Source organism: Pseudomonas sp. PGPPP4, assembly GCF_002256045.1.
GTDB lineage: Bacteria > Pseudomonadota > Gammaproteobacteria > Pseudomonadales > Pseudomonadaceae > Chryseomonas > Chryseomonas oryzihabitans.
This window is the reverse complement of the sequence record NZ_NKID01000002.1, coordinates 215,807-230,232: the sequence shown is the minus strand read 5'-3', so window position 1 is coordinate 230,232 and position 14,426 is coordinate 215,807. Positions and strand designations below refer to the sequence as shown.

At 67.7% G+C, this 14,426-nt stretch carries 14 protein-coding genes; 11 read left to right on the top strand and 3 right to left on the bottom strand.

Annotated features, from left to right (window positions below; translation table 11 throughout):
• Positions 1 to 54: 54 nt before the first annotated feature.
• The 4 genes from CFE50_RS03885 to CFE50_RS03870 all read left to right on the top strand — a co-directional run bounded on the left by CFE50_RS03885 (position 55) and on the right by CFE50_RS03870 (position 6,365).
• Entirely contained in the window at positions 55 to 981 is a 927-nt protein-coding gene (locus CFE50_RS03885) for a SphA family protein (RefSeq protein WP_286731360.1), read from the top strand.
• 10 nt (positions 982 to 991) lie between these two features.
• Positions 992 to 2,209, top strand: coding sequence for an MFS transporter (locus CFE50_RS03880; protein WP_044342819.1), 1,218 nt, complete (start codon positions 992 to 994; stop codon positions 2,207 to 2,209).
• Positions 2,210 to 2,229: 20 nt separating this feature from the next.
• Positions 2,230 to 3,678, top strand: a complete 1,449-nt coding sequence (locus CFE50_RS03875) for an amidase (RefSeq protein WP_027601962.1) — start codon at positions 2,230 to 2,232, stop codon at positions 3,676 to 3,678.
• 218 nt (positions 3,679 to 3,896) lie between these two features.
• On the top strand, positions 3,897 to 6,365 hold the full coding sequence (locus CFE50_RS03870) for a PAS domain-containing protein (RefSeq protein ID WP_286731356.1): 2,469 nt from the start codon (positions 3,897 to 3,899) through the stop codon (positions 6,363 to 6,365).
• Positions 6,366 to 6,390: 25 nt separating this feature from the next.
• Here the strand turns inward: CFE50_RS03870 and CFE50_RS03865 are convergent, their stop codons facing one another.
• Entirely contained in the window at positions 6,391 to 7,326 is a 936-nt protein-coding gene (locus CFE50_RS03865; protein WP_286731353.1) for a DMT family transporter, read from the bottom strand.
• A 138-nt stretch (positions 7,327 to 7,464) separates the two neighbouring features.
• Here CFE50_RS03865 and CFE50_RS03860 point away from each other — a divergent pair, with 138 nt between their 5' ends.
• The gene (locus tag CFE50_RS03860; protein ID WP_197027415.1) at positions 7,465 to 7,968 is read left to right on the top strand and encodes an Lrp/AsnC family transcriptional regulator; all 504 of its coding nucleotides are present in this window, start codon (positions 7,465 to 7,467) and stop codon (positions 7,966 to 7,968) included.
• Between the two features lie 192 nt (positions 7,969 to 8,160).
• On the top strand, positions 8,161 to 9,348 hold the full coding sequence (locus CFE50_RS03855) for a BaiN/RdsA family NAD(P)/FAD-dependent oxidoreductase (protein ID WP_144944593.1): 1,188 nt from the start codon (positions 8,161 to 8,163) through the stop codon (positions 9,346 to 9,348).
• A gap of 28 nt (positions 9,349 to 9,376) precedes the next feature.
• Here the strand turns inward: CFE50_RS03855 and CFE50_RS03850 are convergent, their stop codons facing one another.
• Together CFE50_RS03850 and CFE50_RS03845 are read right to left on the bottom strand one after the other, a co-directional pair.
• Positions 9,377 to 10,291, bottom strand: coding sequence for a membrane dipeptidase (locus CFE50_RS03850; protein ID WP_353743997.1), 915 nt, complete (start codon positions 10,289 to 10,291; stop codon positions 9,377 to 9,379).
• Between the two features lie 166 nt (positions 10,292 to 10,457).
• Positions 10,458 to 10,718 carry a hypothetical protein gene (locus tag CFE50_RS03845; RefSeq protein WP_286731345.1) on the bottom strand — a complete coding sequence of 87 codons (261 nt, stop codon included), beginning with the start codon at positions 10,716 to 10,718 and terminating at the stop codon, positions 10,458 to 10,460.
• A 259-nt stretch (positions 10,719 to 10,977) separates the two neighbouring features.
• Between CFE50_RS03845 and cydP the strand changes: the two genes are divergently transcribed.
• Genes cydP through CFE50_RS03820 form a run of 5 tightly spaced genes read left to right on the top strand, consistent with a single transcriptional unit; the run spans position 10,978 to position 14,341 of the window.
• Positions 10,978 to 11,121 carry a cytochrome oxidase putative small subunit CydP gene (cydP, locus tag CFE50_RS03840; RefSeq protein ID WP_007158840.1) on the top strand — a complete coding sequence of 48 codons (144 nt, stop codon included), beginning with the start codon at positions 10,978 to 10,980 and terminating at the stop codon, positions 11,119 to 11,121.
• A gap of 33 nt (positions 11,122 to 11,154) precedes the next feature.
• Positions 11,155 to 12,768 (top strand): cytochrome ubiquinol oxidase subunit I, encoded by a 1,614-nt coding sequence (locus CFE50_RS03835; RefSeq protein WP_286731342.1) that lies wholly within the window; start codon positions 11,155 to 11,157, stop codon positions 12,766 to 12,768.
• 10 nt (positions 12,769 to 12,778) lie between these two features.
• Positions 12,779 to 13,918 (top strand): cytochrome d ubiquinol oxidase subunit II, encoded by a 1,140-nt coding sequence (gene cydB, locus CFE50_RS03830; RefSeq protein WP_286731339.1) that lies wholly within the window; start codon positions 12,779 to 12,781, stop codon positions 13,916 to 13,918.
• Between the two features lie 23 nt (positions 13,919 to 13,941).
• Positions 13,942 to 14,058 carry a cytochrome bd-I oxidase subunit CydX gene (cydX, locus tag CFE50_RS03825; RefSeq protein ID WP_007158843.1) on the top strand — a complete coding sequence of 39 codons (117 nt, stop codon included), beginning with the start codon at positions 13,942 to 13,944 and terminating at the stop codon, positions 14,056 to 14,058.
• Positions 14,045 to 14,341 carry a cyd operon YbgE family protein gene (locus CFE50_RS03820; RefSeq protein WP_286731953.1) on the top strand — a complete coding sequence of 99 codons (297 nt, stop codon included), beginning with the start codon at positions 14,045 to 14,047 and terminating at the stop codon, positions 14,339 to 14,341. The genes cydX and CFE50_RS03820 overlap by 14 nt, the downstream gene beginning before the upstream one ends.
• Positions 14,342 to 14,426 lie beyond the last annotated feature (85 nt).

The window sequence follows — 14,426 nt, the reverse complement described above, 5'->3', positions numbered from 1 at the left end:
GGCGGGTAACGGCTTTCCCTCAGGCTCGAATGGCCAATAAGAAGAGGGAACTCCATGAACGTTACCCGCCCGCTCCACACCCTTGCCGTCGGCCTCACCGCGCTGGGAATGACCGCCGCCAGCCTCGCCACCGAGAACGGCTCGCCCACCACCGCCTTCGGGGTCTACGACTTCGGTGCCGGCTTCACGCCACCGCCCACGCCGCACGGCACCCTGGGCTTGCGCGCCAACTACTACCGCGCCACCTCCGTCCGTGACAGCCACGGCCGCGACAACGGCAGCGACTTTTCCATCGACGTCCTCTCCCTGGGCCTGGCCTATCTGAAGATGACCGATACCCGGGTGCTCGGCGCCCGCTATGGCTTCGGCGGGGTCCAGCCCTTCTTCAAGATGGACGCGGACCTTACCGTCAAGGCCAACGGCGTGCCGGTGTTTGCCGACAGCGCCGAGCTCTTCCGCCAGGCCGACATCCAGGTCATTCCGCTGATCCTGCAATGGGAGCCCTCGCGCAACCTGGGCGTGAACTTCTGGTTCCAGGTGCAGGCGCCTACCGGGGACTACGACAAGCGGCGGCTGGTGAATCCGGGCACCAATCACTGGACCGTCTCGCCCATGCTCAACCTGAGCTACATCTCCGATTCGGGCTTCGAGGTCTCGTCCAGCTTCCAGGCCGACTTCAACAGCCGCAACAACGCCACCGACTACCGCAGCGGCACGGAGTACCGTCACGAATTCGCCGTGGGTCAGCACCTCGGCCCCTGGACCCTAGGCCTGGGCGGCTACTACTACCGCCAGCTGACCGACGACGACGCCCCTGGCCTCACGCGCGGCAATCGTGCTCGGGTGCTGGCGCTGGGACCCGCGCTGAGCTTCTTCCAGCCCGGCCTGCCGCCGGTCTGGGTGCACCTCTACAAGGAAGTCGACGCCCGCAACCGCGCCGAGGGCTACGCCTTCGCCGTGCGGCTCTCCCACAGCTTCTGAGGATCTGCGCATGACACTCAACGCCTCCTCCCGGCAAACCCCAGGTCGACCGCAGGGCGCCGTACTCCTGCTCGGTAGCAGCCTGACCATCATGGGCTCGGTGATGGTCGCGCCGATCATTCCCAAGCTGGGCGCCGAATTCGGTCCCGTCGAACCCCGTGCCGATCTGCTCATCCCCCTGGCGATGACCGGCCCGGCGCTAGCCATCGCCCTCTTCGCCCCCCTGGCCGGCTGGCTGGCCGACCGCCTGGGGCGCAAGCGCCTGCTGATCCTGGCGACGCTGTGCTATGCCGTGCTCGGCATGCTGCCGGCGCTGCTGCAGTCGCTGCCGGCCATCACCCTCACCCGGCTGATCTTCGGGCTGGCCGAGGCGGCGGTTATGACCTGTTGCGTGACGCTGATCGCCGACTACTGGCAGGGCAGCCGGCGCCTGGCCTATGTCAACGGCCAGGTCGTCGCCATCAGCCTGGTGGGCTCGCTGTTCTATGTGGTGGGTGGCGCCCTGGGCGAGCATTCCTGGCGCACGCCCTTCTATCTCTATCTGCTGCCCCTGCTGCTGGTGCCCTTCATGCTGCGGCTGCTATGGGAACCGGTCCGTTCCGCCGTGCAAGCTGGCATCGAAGAAGGCCCGCAGCACAGCGCGCCGCTACCGCTGCTCGTCAACTACCTGCTGGTCTTCGCCGGCATGGTGCTCAGCGTGGTGGTGCCCATCCAGAGTCCGCTGCTGCTGGTGCAGCTGGGCGTGACGTCCAGCACCCTGATCGGCGCCTCGGCGGGTCTTGGCCTGCTGGCGACCCTGGGCGGTCCCTTGCTATGGCCGCTGTTGCGGCGCGGGTGGGGCCTGGCCGGCTGCAACGCCGTGCTGCTGGCCTGCATGGGCAGCGGCCTCTGGCTGCTGGTCCATGCCCGCAGCTACGAGGCCGTGCTGGTGGCGGTGAGCATCCACGGCCTGGGCGTCGGCATGCTGGTGCCCAACACCATGGCGCCGGTGATGGGTGCCCTCAGCGCCCGGGCCCGGGGTCGCGGCATGGGGGGCTACACCGGCTGCCTGTATCTCGGCCAATTCGCCAGCCCCCTGGTGGTGGCGGTGCTCCTGCCCTTCGCCGGCGATCTGCACCTGGCCATCCGCGCCCTGGCCCTTGCCGCGCTGGTCGCGGCCCTTGGCTGGGCCGCGATCGGCCTCCTGCGCCGCAAGACCGCCCTGCCGACCCCATCGCGCTCTTCCTGAATTCTGATCGAGGATCTTCCATGCACAGCCTGCAATCCCTGCTGGACACCCACGACGGCCACGGCCTGGCGATGCTGCTGCGGCAGCGCGAGATCACGGCGGGCGAGCTGCTCGAAGCGGTCATCGAGCGCCTGGACACCGTGGAGCCCAGCCTCAATGCCGTCAGCGAGCGACTCTATGACCAGGCCCGCGCCGCGGCCAGGGCGCCGCTCGACGTCAATGCGCCCTTCGCCGGGGTCCCGACCCTGGTCAAGGACCTCTTTACCCCGTTGGCCGGGGCCCGCATGACCAATGGCTCCCTAGCCCTCGGCGACGCGCGCCCGGATTTCGACTGCGAACTGGTCACCCGGCTGCGCCAGGCCGGCTGCCTGTTCGTCGGCACTACCACCTCGCCGGAATTCGGCACCTCCTACAGCACCGAATCGCGCCGTTTCGGCGCCACCGCCAATCCCTGGAACCCGGCCCACAGCGCCGGCGGTTCGAGCGGCGGCGCTGCGGCTCTGGTCGCCGCCCGGGTGGTGCCCTTCGCCCACGGCAACGACGGCGGTGGTTCGCTGCGGGTACCGGCCTCCTGCTGCGGGATCTTCGGCCTCAAGCCCAGTCGCGGCCGGATGCCCTCCGGCCCCATCGTAGGTGAAGGCTGGGCCGGAATGGGCACGCCCCATGCCATGAGCCTGTCGGTGCGCGACAACGCCCTGCTGCTGGACGCCACCGCCGGCGCCGATCTGGGCGCGCCCTACGCGGCACCGAGCCAGGAGGTGCCCTTCGCCAGCCTGCTGGAGCGCGATCCGCGCCCGCTGCGCATCGCCCTGGTCGAGCACCTGGCGCCCTGGCCCAGCGGGCCCGACGCCCTGGCCGCGGTGCGCCACACGGCGCGGCTGTGCGAAAGCCTTGGCCACCACGTCGAACCGGCAACCCTGCCGGTGGACCTGCCGTGCTTTCTCGACCAGGTCTTCGACATCATCGGCCCGAGCACCCGCCACTACCTGCAGGTGCTGGGCGCGATGCGCGGTACCCCGGTCAGCGAAGAGGAACTGGACGCCCGCACCCGGGTGATCCTGCGCGAGCGGGGCGATATCCCCGCCCACCGCTACGCCGCCGCAGTCGAAGGCCTGCACGCCCTGGGCCGGACCCTCGCGCGCTTTCTCACCGACCATGACGTCATCCTCAGCCCCACCCTGACCCGTGAACCGCCGCGCCTGGGTGAACTCGACGGCGGGCACGCGGAGCGCCCCCTGGCCGAGGCCATCGCGGCCTTCCACAGCTACTCGCCCTTCACCGCCCTGTTCAACGCCAGTGGTCAGCCGGCCATGTCGGTGCCGCTGTGGTGGACGCCCAGCGGCTTGCCCCTGGGCAGCCACTTCGCCGCGCGCTTCGGCGCGGAAGGCACCCTGCTGGCCCTGGCCGCCCAGCTGGAACGCGCGCAACCCTGGGCGGGACGGCGGCCGCCGTTGCTGGGTAACCGCTGAAGCCCTGGCCGCCGGGCAACGGCGGCCGCGGTCCCGGGTGGCAGACGGAGACGCCCATCGCAAACCGGTGGGCATCCTGTCACCCGCTTCGCTTGGATGCTCGCTATACTGGCCGCGCACGGCCTGTGACGAACACCTCTAGCATCCGTGTTGGAGGCTTCAACCTGTCGCTCGCCATCTTCCCCGCTGCCCCGGCAGGGCACCGTACGAGCGACCCGATGAGCACTCTCACCTCGACTCCAGTCCCCTCGTACCTCCTGTCCCAGGACATCGATCTCATTGCCGAGATCGCCGCGGTACCCAGGATCCTGGACGTGGTCTGCCGGATGACAGGGATGGGCTTCGCCGCCGTCGCCCGAGTGACCGACGATCGCTGGATCGCCTGCAGTACCCTCGACCTGATCGGCTTCGGCCTGGAGCCCGGTGGCGAACTGGACGTCAAATCGACCATCTGCGACGAGATCCGCGACCATCGCCAGCCGGTGGTGATCGACGACGTGGCGCTGGACGAGCTCTATCGCCATCATCACACGCCCAGGCAGTACGGCCTGCGCAGCTATATCTCGGTCCCCATCGTGCTGGACGACGGCAGCTTCTTCGGCACCCTCTGCGCCATCGATCCGCAGCCGGCCAAGCCCAGCAGCCCCGAGATCCTGCCCGCCTTCGAACTCTTCGCCAGCATGATCGCGCTGGAGATCGGCGCCCAGCGCCGCTTCGTGGCCGCCCGCAACGTGCTGCACAGCGAAGGCTTTTCCCGCAGCCTGCTCCAGGCCAGCCTGGATTGCGTCAAGGTCCTCTCCGCCGGGGGCCATATCGAATTCATGAACGCCCAGGGCCTGGAGCTCAACCAGTTGCAGTCCGTCGATCAGGTGATGGGCTGCGAATACGCCGCGCTCTGGCCTGACGCGGAGGTCGAGAAGATCCGCCACGCCGTCAGGCGCGCCGTCGAAGGCCAGGGCACCCGGGTCGAGGGATTCTGCCCCACGGCCCGGGGCGAGCCGCGCTGGTGGGAGGTGTCCTGTTCGCCCTTCGCGGTGGCCGGCACCGGCGAGGTCAAGATCGTCTGCATCTCGCGCGACATCAGCAGTCGCATCCTCGCCCAGCAGGCGCAGCAGGCCCGTGCCGAAGCCATTGCCGCGCTCAACGACGAGCTGGAGCTACGCATCTCGGAGCGCACCGCCGAGCGCGACCAGATCTGGAACTGCTCTACCGATCCGCTGTGCGTGGCCGACCTCGAAGGCTTCTTCGTCAACCTCAATCCGGCCTGGACGGCGACCCTGGGCTGGTCGCTCGACGAGCTCAAGGCCCGTCCCTTCCTGACCTTCGTCCACGATGACGACCTCGTCGCCACGCGCCAGGCGTTTCGCGACGTCAAGCAGGGCATGGCGCTGGTCAGCTTCGAAAACCGCTATCGCCACCGCGACGGCACCTACCGCTGGTTTTCCTGGAATGCCACGCGCAACGGCGAACTCATCTATGCCACCGTGCGCGACGTGACCCAGCAACGCCAGCAGACGCTGGATCTCGCGGCCGCCGAAGACGCCCTGCGCCAGGCGCAGAAGATGGAAGCCATCGGCCAGCTCACCGGGGGCGTGGCCCACGACTTCAACAACCTGCTCACCGTCGCCCGCACCTCCTGCGACCTGCTCAAGCGCCCCAACCTCAGCGATGCGCGACGCGAGCGCTACCTGGAAGCGATCTCCACCACCGTGGATCGCGCCGCGCGATTGACCGGGCAACTGCTGGCCTTCGCCCGGCGCCAGGCCCTGGCGCCCGAGGTGTTTTCCGCGCGGGACAATGTCCTGGCCATGGGTGACATGCTGGAAACCCTGCTGGGTTCGCAGGTGGGCATCGAGCTCGAGGTAGGCGATGACCCGTGCCTGGTCTATGCCGACCCCAGCCAGTTCGATACCGCGATGGTGAACATCGCGGTGAACGCCCGCGACGCCATGAGCGGTGCCGGACGCCTGACCATAGGCGTAATGACCGTCGCCGGCATTCCGGCCGGCGGGGCTCAGCCAGCGCTGGACCTCCCGGCCGTGGCCATCACCCTGGCGGACAACGGCAGTGGCATCGCCCGGGAACACCTGGAGCAGATCTTCGAGCCCTTCTTCACCACCAAGAGAGTCGGCCAGGGCACCGGACTCGGCCTGAGCCAGGTGTTCGGCTTCATCAAGCAGTCCGGTGGCGAGGTGCGGGTCACCAGCGAGGTCGGCCGCGGGACGACCTTCCACCTCTATCTGCCGCTCGCGCCGGCAACCGAGCCGCAACCGGCCCTCGAGGAGTTCGTCGCGGCGGCCGATGGCAGCGGGATCACCGTCCTGGTGGTCGAGGACAACCTCGAGGTGGGTACCTTCGCGGTCGAGCTGTTGAGTGGCCTCGGCTACCAGGCCGTGCTGGCCGGCAATGCCGAGATCGCCCTCGCCCTGCTCGCCGACCAGCCGGGTCGATTCGACGTGGTCTTCTCGGACGTCGTCATGCCCGGCATGAGCGGGCTGGAGCTGGCCATCGAGATCAGACGCCTCTATCGCTGCCTGCCGATCCTGCTGACCTCCGGCTACAGCCACGTCCTGGCGACCAATGGCGCCCAGGGCTTCGAGCTGATCCACAAGCCCTATTCGGCGGAGGCCCTGTCACGCCGGCTGCAGCAGATCCTCGAAGAAACCACGACGCACCTGACCACCTAGGGCGCCGCGGTACGGACGGTCAGGCTCAGGCACGGCCGGGGCGCACCGCCAGGGCCGAGACGAGCACCCCCGCCACCACCAGGCCGAGCCCGGCGACGAACAGGCTCGACACGGTGGCGCCAAACGCCAGGCAGGACGCCAGGGTTCCCACCAGGGGCACCCCGAGCGTGACGGTCGACATGGCGAAGGTGGATATCCTCCGACCGAACTCCGCCGAGATGACGAAACAGGCCGAGGTGGCGATCGGACCGATAAAGAACAGCTCCTGCAACAGCCGGGTATCCAGGGTGACGGCGGTCGGCCAGCCTTCGCTCAGCCAGGCGGCAAAGGCCAGGGGCACCACGGCCAGCAGCATCTGCCAGGGTGCCAGTGCCAGCGGCGACGTCACCCAGCGATGGCGCTTCACATGGAGGATAACGAGCGCCCAGCTCACCGCGGCGAGCAGGAGAAAGAGCGCCCCCTTCACGGTGCCCGGCTGCGTCCAGTCGAGTTCCGCGGGACTGCAGACGGCGACCACCCCGGCCATGCCGATGGCCAATCCGGTGAGCTGCAGGCGCGACGGCGCCTGGCGAAACAGCAGCCAGGCGACCAGCACGCACCACAGGGGCGTGGTGTAGGCCAGCAGCACGGCCCTGCTGGTGTCGATCTGCACCATGGCCACCATGCCAAGCCCGGTGAAGGTCATCATCTGCAGCAGTCCCACGCTGGCGATGATCGGCAGGTCCTGCCGGGTGGGTAGCCTGAGTTGTCCCCGCAGCGCCAGGTAGAGGCACAGGCAAACCGCGGCGCTGGCGAATCTCACGGTCGCCAGCCAGAGCGGCGGCACCGATTGCAGGGCGAGCTTGGTCACCGGCCAGCTGCTTCCCCACAGCAGCACCATGACGCCGAGCGCGACATAGGTGGAGGAAAGCCCGAAGGCCTTGCCTGGAAGGTCGAGGTTTTGCCGAATCGTAGCGCTCACGATGCCACCCTGTTGCCCATGGATCACTCGGAGTTATGCTATTTCCGCTCACGCGCGAAAACGCACCTTTCTCTTCGTGAAAAATGGAAATATCGGTACATCCAACCCTGCAGAGCTCTAAAAGAGGAAATTTCTACCGTGAACCGCGCCAAACTCGACGATGCCAGCCTGCGCATCCTGGATGCCCTCCAGCAGAACGCCGAACTGAGCAATGCCGAACTGGCGGAAATCGCCGGACTCTCGACGTCCCCCTGTTGGCGGCGCGTGGCGGACATGAAGGAGCATGGCGTCTTGCGCGGCGCCGTGACCCTGGTCGATCCGGCCGCGCTGGGGCTCGCCATCAACGTCTTCGTGCATGTGTCGCTCAAGCTGCAGGACAAGCAGTCGCTGGAGGTCTTCACGGATGCGATCAAGGAGCGTCCGGAGGTCATGGAGTGCTACCTGATGAGCGGCGAGGCCGACTTCATGCTCAGGGTGGTGAGCGAAGACCTGGCCAAGTACCAGACGCTGCTGCTGGATTGCCTCACGACCATCCCCGTCGTCGCCAGCATCAGATCGAGCTTCGCCCTGAGCCAGGTGAAGTACACCACCGCCCTACCGACCAATCACCTGCGCGGACGGGCGGCGGGCAGCCGTCGCTGAGACTGCCCGCTGCCGCGCGTCCGGCCATGGCCGAGGGTGCCCATGATCGCCGCCCGCCCCGGCCCGCGCCTGTCGGAGGGTGCCCGGACAGCCGGACCCGCGATGCGACGGCGGCCATCCACCCCGGGCGAGCGATCGGGTAACATGCGCCGCCGCGGGCCAGTGGCCCCTTTCTCTCGGTAAGGAGTCACAGTGTTCGAGACCCAGGTCATCATCATCGGTGCCGGCGCGGCCGGTTTGATGTGCGCCCTGAGCGCCGCCGCGCGCGGGCGCCGGGTGCTGGTACTCGACCACGCCAACAAGGCCGGCAAGAAGATCCTCATGTCCGGCGGCGGCCGCTGCAACTTCACCAACCTCTATTGCGAGCCCGCCAACTTCCTCTCGCAGAACGCGCATTTCTGCAAATCGGCACTGGCGCGGTACACCCAATGGGACTTCATCGCCCTGGTGGCCAAACACGGCGTGCCCTACCACGAGAAGAAGCTCGGCCAGCTGTTCTGCGACAACAAGGCTAGCGACATCCTCGCCGTGCTGCTGGACGAGTGCGAACAGGGCGGCGTCGATATCCGCCTCAATACCTCGGTGCAGGAGATCGCCCGCCTCGACCCGGGCGGCTATCAGCTGCAGACCAGCCTGGGCCCGGTGCGTGGCGAGTCCCTGGTGATCGCCACCGGCGGCCTGTCCATCCCGACCCTCGGCGCCACCGGCTTCGGCTATCAGGTCGCCCGCCAGTTCGGCCATCAGCTGCTGCCGACCCGCGCCGGTCTGGTGCCCTTCACCATCACCGATCCGCAGCTCAAGGAATTCTGCAGCGCCCTGTCCGGCACGGCGGTGGAAGATTGCCGGATCAGCTGCAACGGCCAGAGCTTCGTCGAGAATCTGCTGTTCACCCACCGTGGCCTCAGCGGTCCGGCGATCCTGCAGATCTCTTCCTACTGGCAACCCGGCGACAGCCTCAGCATCGACCTGCTGCCGCACCTGGACCTGGCCCAGTGGCTCGCCGAGCAGCGCCAGGCGCGGCCCAACAGCGAACTCAAGACCCTGCTGGGCGAGCTGTTCACCAAGAAGATGGCCACGCTGCTCGCCGACAGCTGGTTCCAGTCCCGGCCGCTGAAGCAATACACCCCGGACGAACTCAAGGCCATCGCCGCCCGCCTGCACGACTGGCAACTGGTCCCGGCGGGCACCGAGGGCTATCGGACCGCCGAGGTCACCCTGGGCGGCGTCGACACCCGCGAGGTGTCGTCCAAGACCCTGGAGTCGCTCAAGTCGCCCGGTCTGTACTTCATCGGCGAGGTGCTGGATGTCACCGGCCACCTGGGCGGTTTCAACTTCCAGTGGGCCTGGGCCTCGGGTTACGCGGCGGCGCAGTACGTCTAGGCCAGGGGAAAGCGCTTTGCGCCTGGACTCAGGCAGCCGCAGACGGCCAGGTCTGGCTCGCGATGCGCAGGAAATTCCCGCCCAGAATGGCGTCGATGTCGGCGGCGGTATAGCCCCGCCCCGTCAGTTGGCGTATCAGTTCAGGTAGCGCCTCGGGTTGCAGCTGGGTATGACCGTGCGGCTGTCCATAGTGGCGTGCGGGCCACCAGTCCTCGGCGTCGACGCCAGCGGGCAGGGCATGGTCGGCCGGGCACAATTCGGTATCCAGCCCAATGCCGATATGGCGAGTCCCGACCCGCTCCGCCAGGTAGTCGATCTGGCGGACAAAGCTGGCCACCGAAGCCGCGGGATCGCCGAGAAAGAGACTCAGACCGGTCAGGCCGATCACCCCATCCTGGTCGGCACAGGCGCGGATCTGCCGATCGCTCACCGTCCGCGGATGCTCGTGGAGCGCCTTGATATTGGTGTGGGAAAAGACCACCGGCCGCGTCGACACCGCCATGATCTCCAGGCTGGCGCGCTCGCTCGCGTGGGCACAGTCAAGGGTGATGCCGGCCGCATTGCCGGCCGCCACCATCTCGCGACCCAGCGCCGTCAGACCGCCCCCCGCGCCATGGCAACCCCCGGCGCAGCTGTTGTCGCGGTTGTAGGCGAGCAGCATCTGGCGCACCCCGAGACTGGCATAGAGCCCGACCATCGCTGGATCGTCTAGCAGCATGGTCGAGCCTTCGAGATCGAAGGACACGGCCAGCCTGCCTTGCTCACGCGCCTGGTGGATGTCGGCCACCGTGCCGACCAGACGGAAGTGCGCGTCATGCCGCGCCAGCCAGGCGCGGAAATCCGCTAGGGTTTGCACCACCGTCGCGAAAGGCGTCATGTCCATGCCGACGTTGATCGACACATGATGGAAGCCGGCCGCGCGATAGCGATGCAAGCCGGACATGTCCTGCCCCGGCATGAGGGGCAGGCAGGCATGCGCCTCCCAGCGGATCGGCCCGAGTCCCGCGGATATGGCTGTGACCGGCTGCATCGGCGTCCCCTGCGCACGTCTTGAGGGATGCAACATAGCATGCGAACGGGGGCCGGGGTCCGCCCGGCCCGCCGCGACGCTAGCCGAGGTTCACGGTCCGCAGCAGCGCCGGATCCACGACCCTTGCCTGATAGCGCACCGACGCCTGGCCATAGGCCTGGGGATCGAGCACCTGGTCCCAGCGTGCCGGTGCCTGCGCCTGCACCGCGACCACCTCGGACTGGGCTGCCTTCGGCTGCAGTGCGGCCTGGGCGCGTCTTTCGTTGATCTCGGCGGCCATGGCGGTGTAGCTGGCGGTGCTGAGCAGGGCGAGTGCGGCCATCTTGTTGAAGACGTTCATGGTGGATCCTCCTGTCTTGAACACGGGGGCTGGCGTCGCCGCGGCAGCGGTCCGGCGTCAGTCACGGTTCCACCTTGCGCCCAGGCGTCTTAACGCTGTCTTAACCCCTCTGAACCCGACCTGAACAGCTGCGACAACCTGCCCCAGGCGATGGCCACTGGCCAATTGATCTGGATCAGTTTTGCCCAGCGCCAGCAGGCGCATCCTGCCTGCAGCCGCCACTCCGTCCTGGAGCGGCGCCACGGCTCGCGAGGTCGCCATGAACGGACGCCTGGTCAAGGAACTGCTGATCATCCTGCTGATCAAGCTGGCGCTGCTCATGGCGATCAAGAGCCTCTGGTTCAGCGCCCCCACGGTTCCGCCCGACGCCACCCAGGCGGTCAGCGCCCACCTGCTGGACTAGTACCCCTTCCCTTCGCTTGAGGAGATTGCCGGGATGATCTCGGAATCCGTCGTGGACCTGTCACGCCTGCAATTCGGCATGACCGCGCTGTATCACTTCATCTTCGTGCCCCTGACCCTGGGGCTGGTGGTGATCCTGGGGATCATGGAGTCGGTCTATGTGATGACCGGCAAACAGGTCTACAAGGACATGACCCAGTTCTGGGGCAAGCTGTTCGGCATCAACTTCGCCCTGGGCGTCACCACCGGCCTGACCATGGAGTTCCAGTTCGGCACCAACTGGGCCTACTACTCCCACTATGTCGGCGACATCTTCGGCGCGCCCCTGGCCATCGAGGGCCTGATGGCCTTCTTCCTCGAATCGACGCTGATCGGGCTGTTCTTCTTTGGCTGGGAGCGGCTGTCGAAAGGGCAGCACCTGCTGGTGACCTGGCTGGTGGCCCTGGGCTCGAATCTTTCCGCGCTGTGGATCCTGGTGGCCAACGGCTGGATGCAGAATCCGGTCGGCGCCGAATTCAACTACGTCACCATGCGCATGGAGCTGGTCGACTTCGGCGCCCTGCTGCTCAATCCCGTGGCCCAGGTGAAGTTCGTCCACACCGTGGCCTCGGGTTACGTCACCGGCGCCATCTTCGTGTTGGCGATCTCCAGCTACTACCTGCTCAAGGGCCGCGACATCGGCTTCGCCCGGCGCTCCTTCGCCGTGGCCGCCGCCTTCGGCATGGCCGCGGTCATCTCGGTGATCGTGCTGGGCGACGAATCCGGCTATCGTGTCGGCGAGGTGCAGAAGGTCAAGCTGGCCGCCATCGAAGCCGAATGGGAGACCGAGGCAGCCCCGGCCTCCTTCACGCTCTTCGGCATTCCCAATCAGCAGGAGATGCGCACCGACTACGCGGTGAAGATCCCCTACCTGATGGGCCTGATCGCCACCCGCTCCACCACCGAACAGGTCACCGGCATCAAGGACCTGGTCAGCCAGTACGAGGCCCGCGTCCGCAACGGTGCCCAGGCCTATGCCCTGCTGGAGCGCCTGCGCGCCGGCGACGACTCCGCCGCCACCCGCGCCGCCTTCGACGCCCACAAGCAAGACCTGGGCTATGGCCTGCTGCTGAAGAAGTACGTCAACGATCCCGCCACGGCCACCCCCGAGCAGGTCCGCCAGGCCGCGCGGGACACCATTCCCGGCGTCGCCAGCCTGTTCTGGACCTTTCGCATCATGGTCGCCAGCGGGGTGCTGATGCTGGCGCTGTTCCTCTGCGCCTTCTGGGCCTCGACCCGGCGCAACGAGCTCAACAAGCCCTGGCTGCTGAAGTGGGCGCTGCTCAGCCTGCCGCTGCCTTGGATCGCCACCCAGACCGGCTGGTGGGTGGCCGAGCACGGTCGCCAGCCCTGGACCATCAGCGAGGTGCTGCCCACCCACCTCTCGGCCTCGACCCTGGCCCCGGGCGATCTGCTCGGCTCCATCGGCGCCCTGGTGACCTTCTACACCCTGCTGCTGATCGTGGAGCTGTACCTGATGATCCGCTTCGCCCGCCTCGGCCCGAGCAGCCTGCATACCGGCCGCTACTACCATGAACGCGCCGCCCAGGTCGGCGACGCCCTTCGCCAGGCCGCGGTGGCCAAGCCCGCTGCCCCGGCCAACGTCTGAGGAGACCGCCATGTTCGACTATGAAGTCCTCAAGCTCATCTGGTGGGTGCTGATCGGCGTGCTGCTGATCGGCTTCGCCCTCACCGACGGATTCGACATGGGCGCCATGATCCTCATGCCCCTGATCGGCAAGACCGACAAGGAACGCCGCGCCGCCATCAACAGCATCGCCCCGCACTGGGACGGCAACCAGGTGTGGTTCATCACCGCCGGCGGCGCCCTCTTCGCCGCCTGGCCGTTGGTCTATGCCACCGCCTTCTCCGGACTCTACTGGGCGCTGCTGCTGGTGCTCTTCGCCCTGTTCCTGCGCCCGGTGGGCTTCGACTACCGCAGCAAGCTGGACAACGGCCGCTGGCGCAGCGCCTGGGACTGGGGCCTGTTCACCGGCAGCCTGGTTCCGGCACTGGTGTTCGGCGTGGCCTTCGGCAATCTCTTCCAGGGCGTGCCCTTCCAGCTCGACGACACCCTGAGATCCACCTACAGCGGCAGCTTCTTCGCCCTGCTCAACCCCTTCGCGCTGCTCTGCGGCGGGGTCAGCCTGGCCATGCTCTGCGCCCATGGCGGCAGCTGGCTGATGCTGCGCACCCACCAGGCCCTGGGCGAGCGCGCCCGCCGCGCCACCGGCCTGTGCGCCCTGCTGCATCTCGCGACCTTTGGCCTGGCCGGCGTCTGGCTGGCCCATGGCATCGACGGCTATGTGCTGATCAGCCAGGGCGATCCGGGCACTGCCCTGAATCCGCTGCACAAGGTGGTGACCGCCGGCAACCCGGGCTGGCTGGCCAATTATCATCAGCAGCCGCTGACCCTGATCGCCCCGGTCGTGGCCGTATTGGGCAGCGTTCTGGCGCTGCTGGGCAGCAGCTGGCGTCAGGCCGGTTTGGCCTTTACCGGCACGGCCCTGGCCATCGTCGGCACCCTTGCCACCGCCGGCTGTGCGCTGTTTCCCTTCGTGCTGCCGTCGAGCCTGGATCCGGCCTCCAGCCTGACCGTCTGGGACGCCGTCTCCAGCCACAAGACGCTGGGCATCATGTTCGTCGCCGCGGCCCTCTTCGTGCCGCTCATCCTCGCCTACACCCTGTGGAGCTACGTCCGCATGTGGGGCAAGGTCGATGACCGCTTCATCGACGCCAACCCCCACGGCCTCTACTGATCAGCCTCTCAAGGAGACACACCATGTGGTACTTCACCTGGATCCTCGGTGTCCTGCTCGCCGCGAGCTTCGGCATCATCAACGCCCTCTGGCTGGAAAGCACCCGGGAGCTGGACGTCCATGACGATGCCGAATGCTGAAGCCCTGCCCCGCGTCCACCCGCTGGGGCGGACGCTGTCCCTGCTGCTGGCGGCGCCCCTGGCCCTGCTGCTGCTGATCCATCCCGGGCTGATGCTCGACGCCAGCGGCTACTACAGCCATCCGCTGCTGATGGCGGTGATGCTCGGTGTCTCCGCCGGGCTGGTCCATGGCGTCGGCTTCGTGCCGCGCCTGTGGCTCTGGCGCCTGCTGTTCGGGCCGGCGGTGGGCTGGCCGCTGCTGGTGCTCGGCTACGTCCTGCTCGTCAAGGCGCACCTTGGCTGATTGACGTCTGACGATAGCGCCCGGCCTCCCCGGGCGCTGCGCCACTCACGCCGATGAACAACTTGACTGTCAAGGTTCGTCCGCG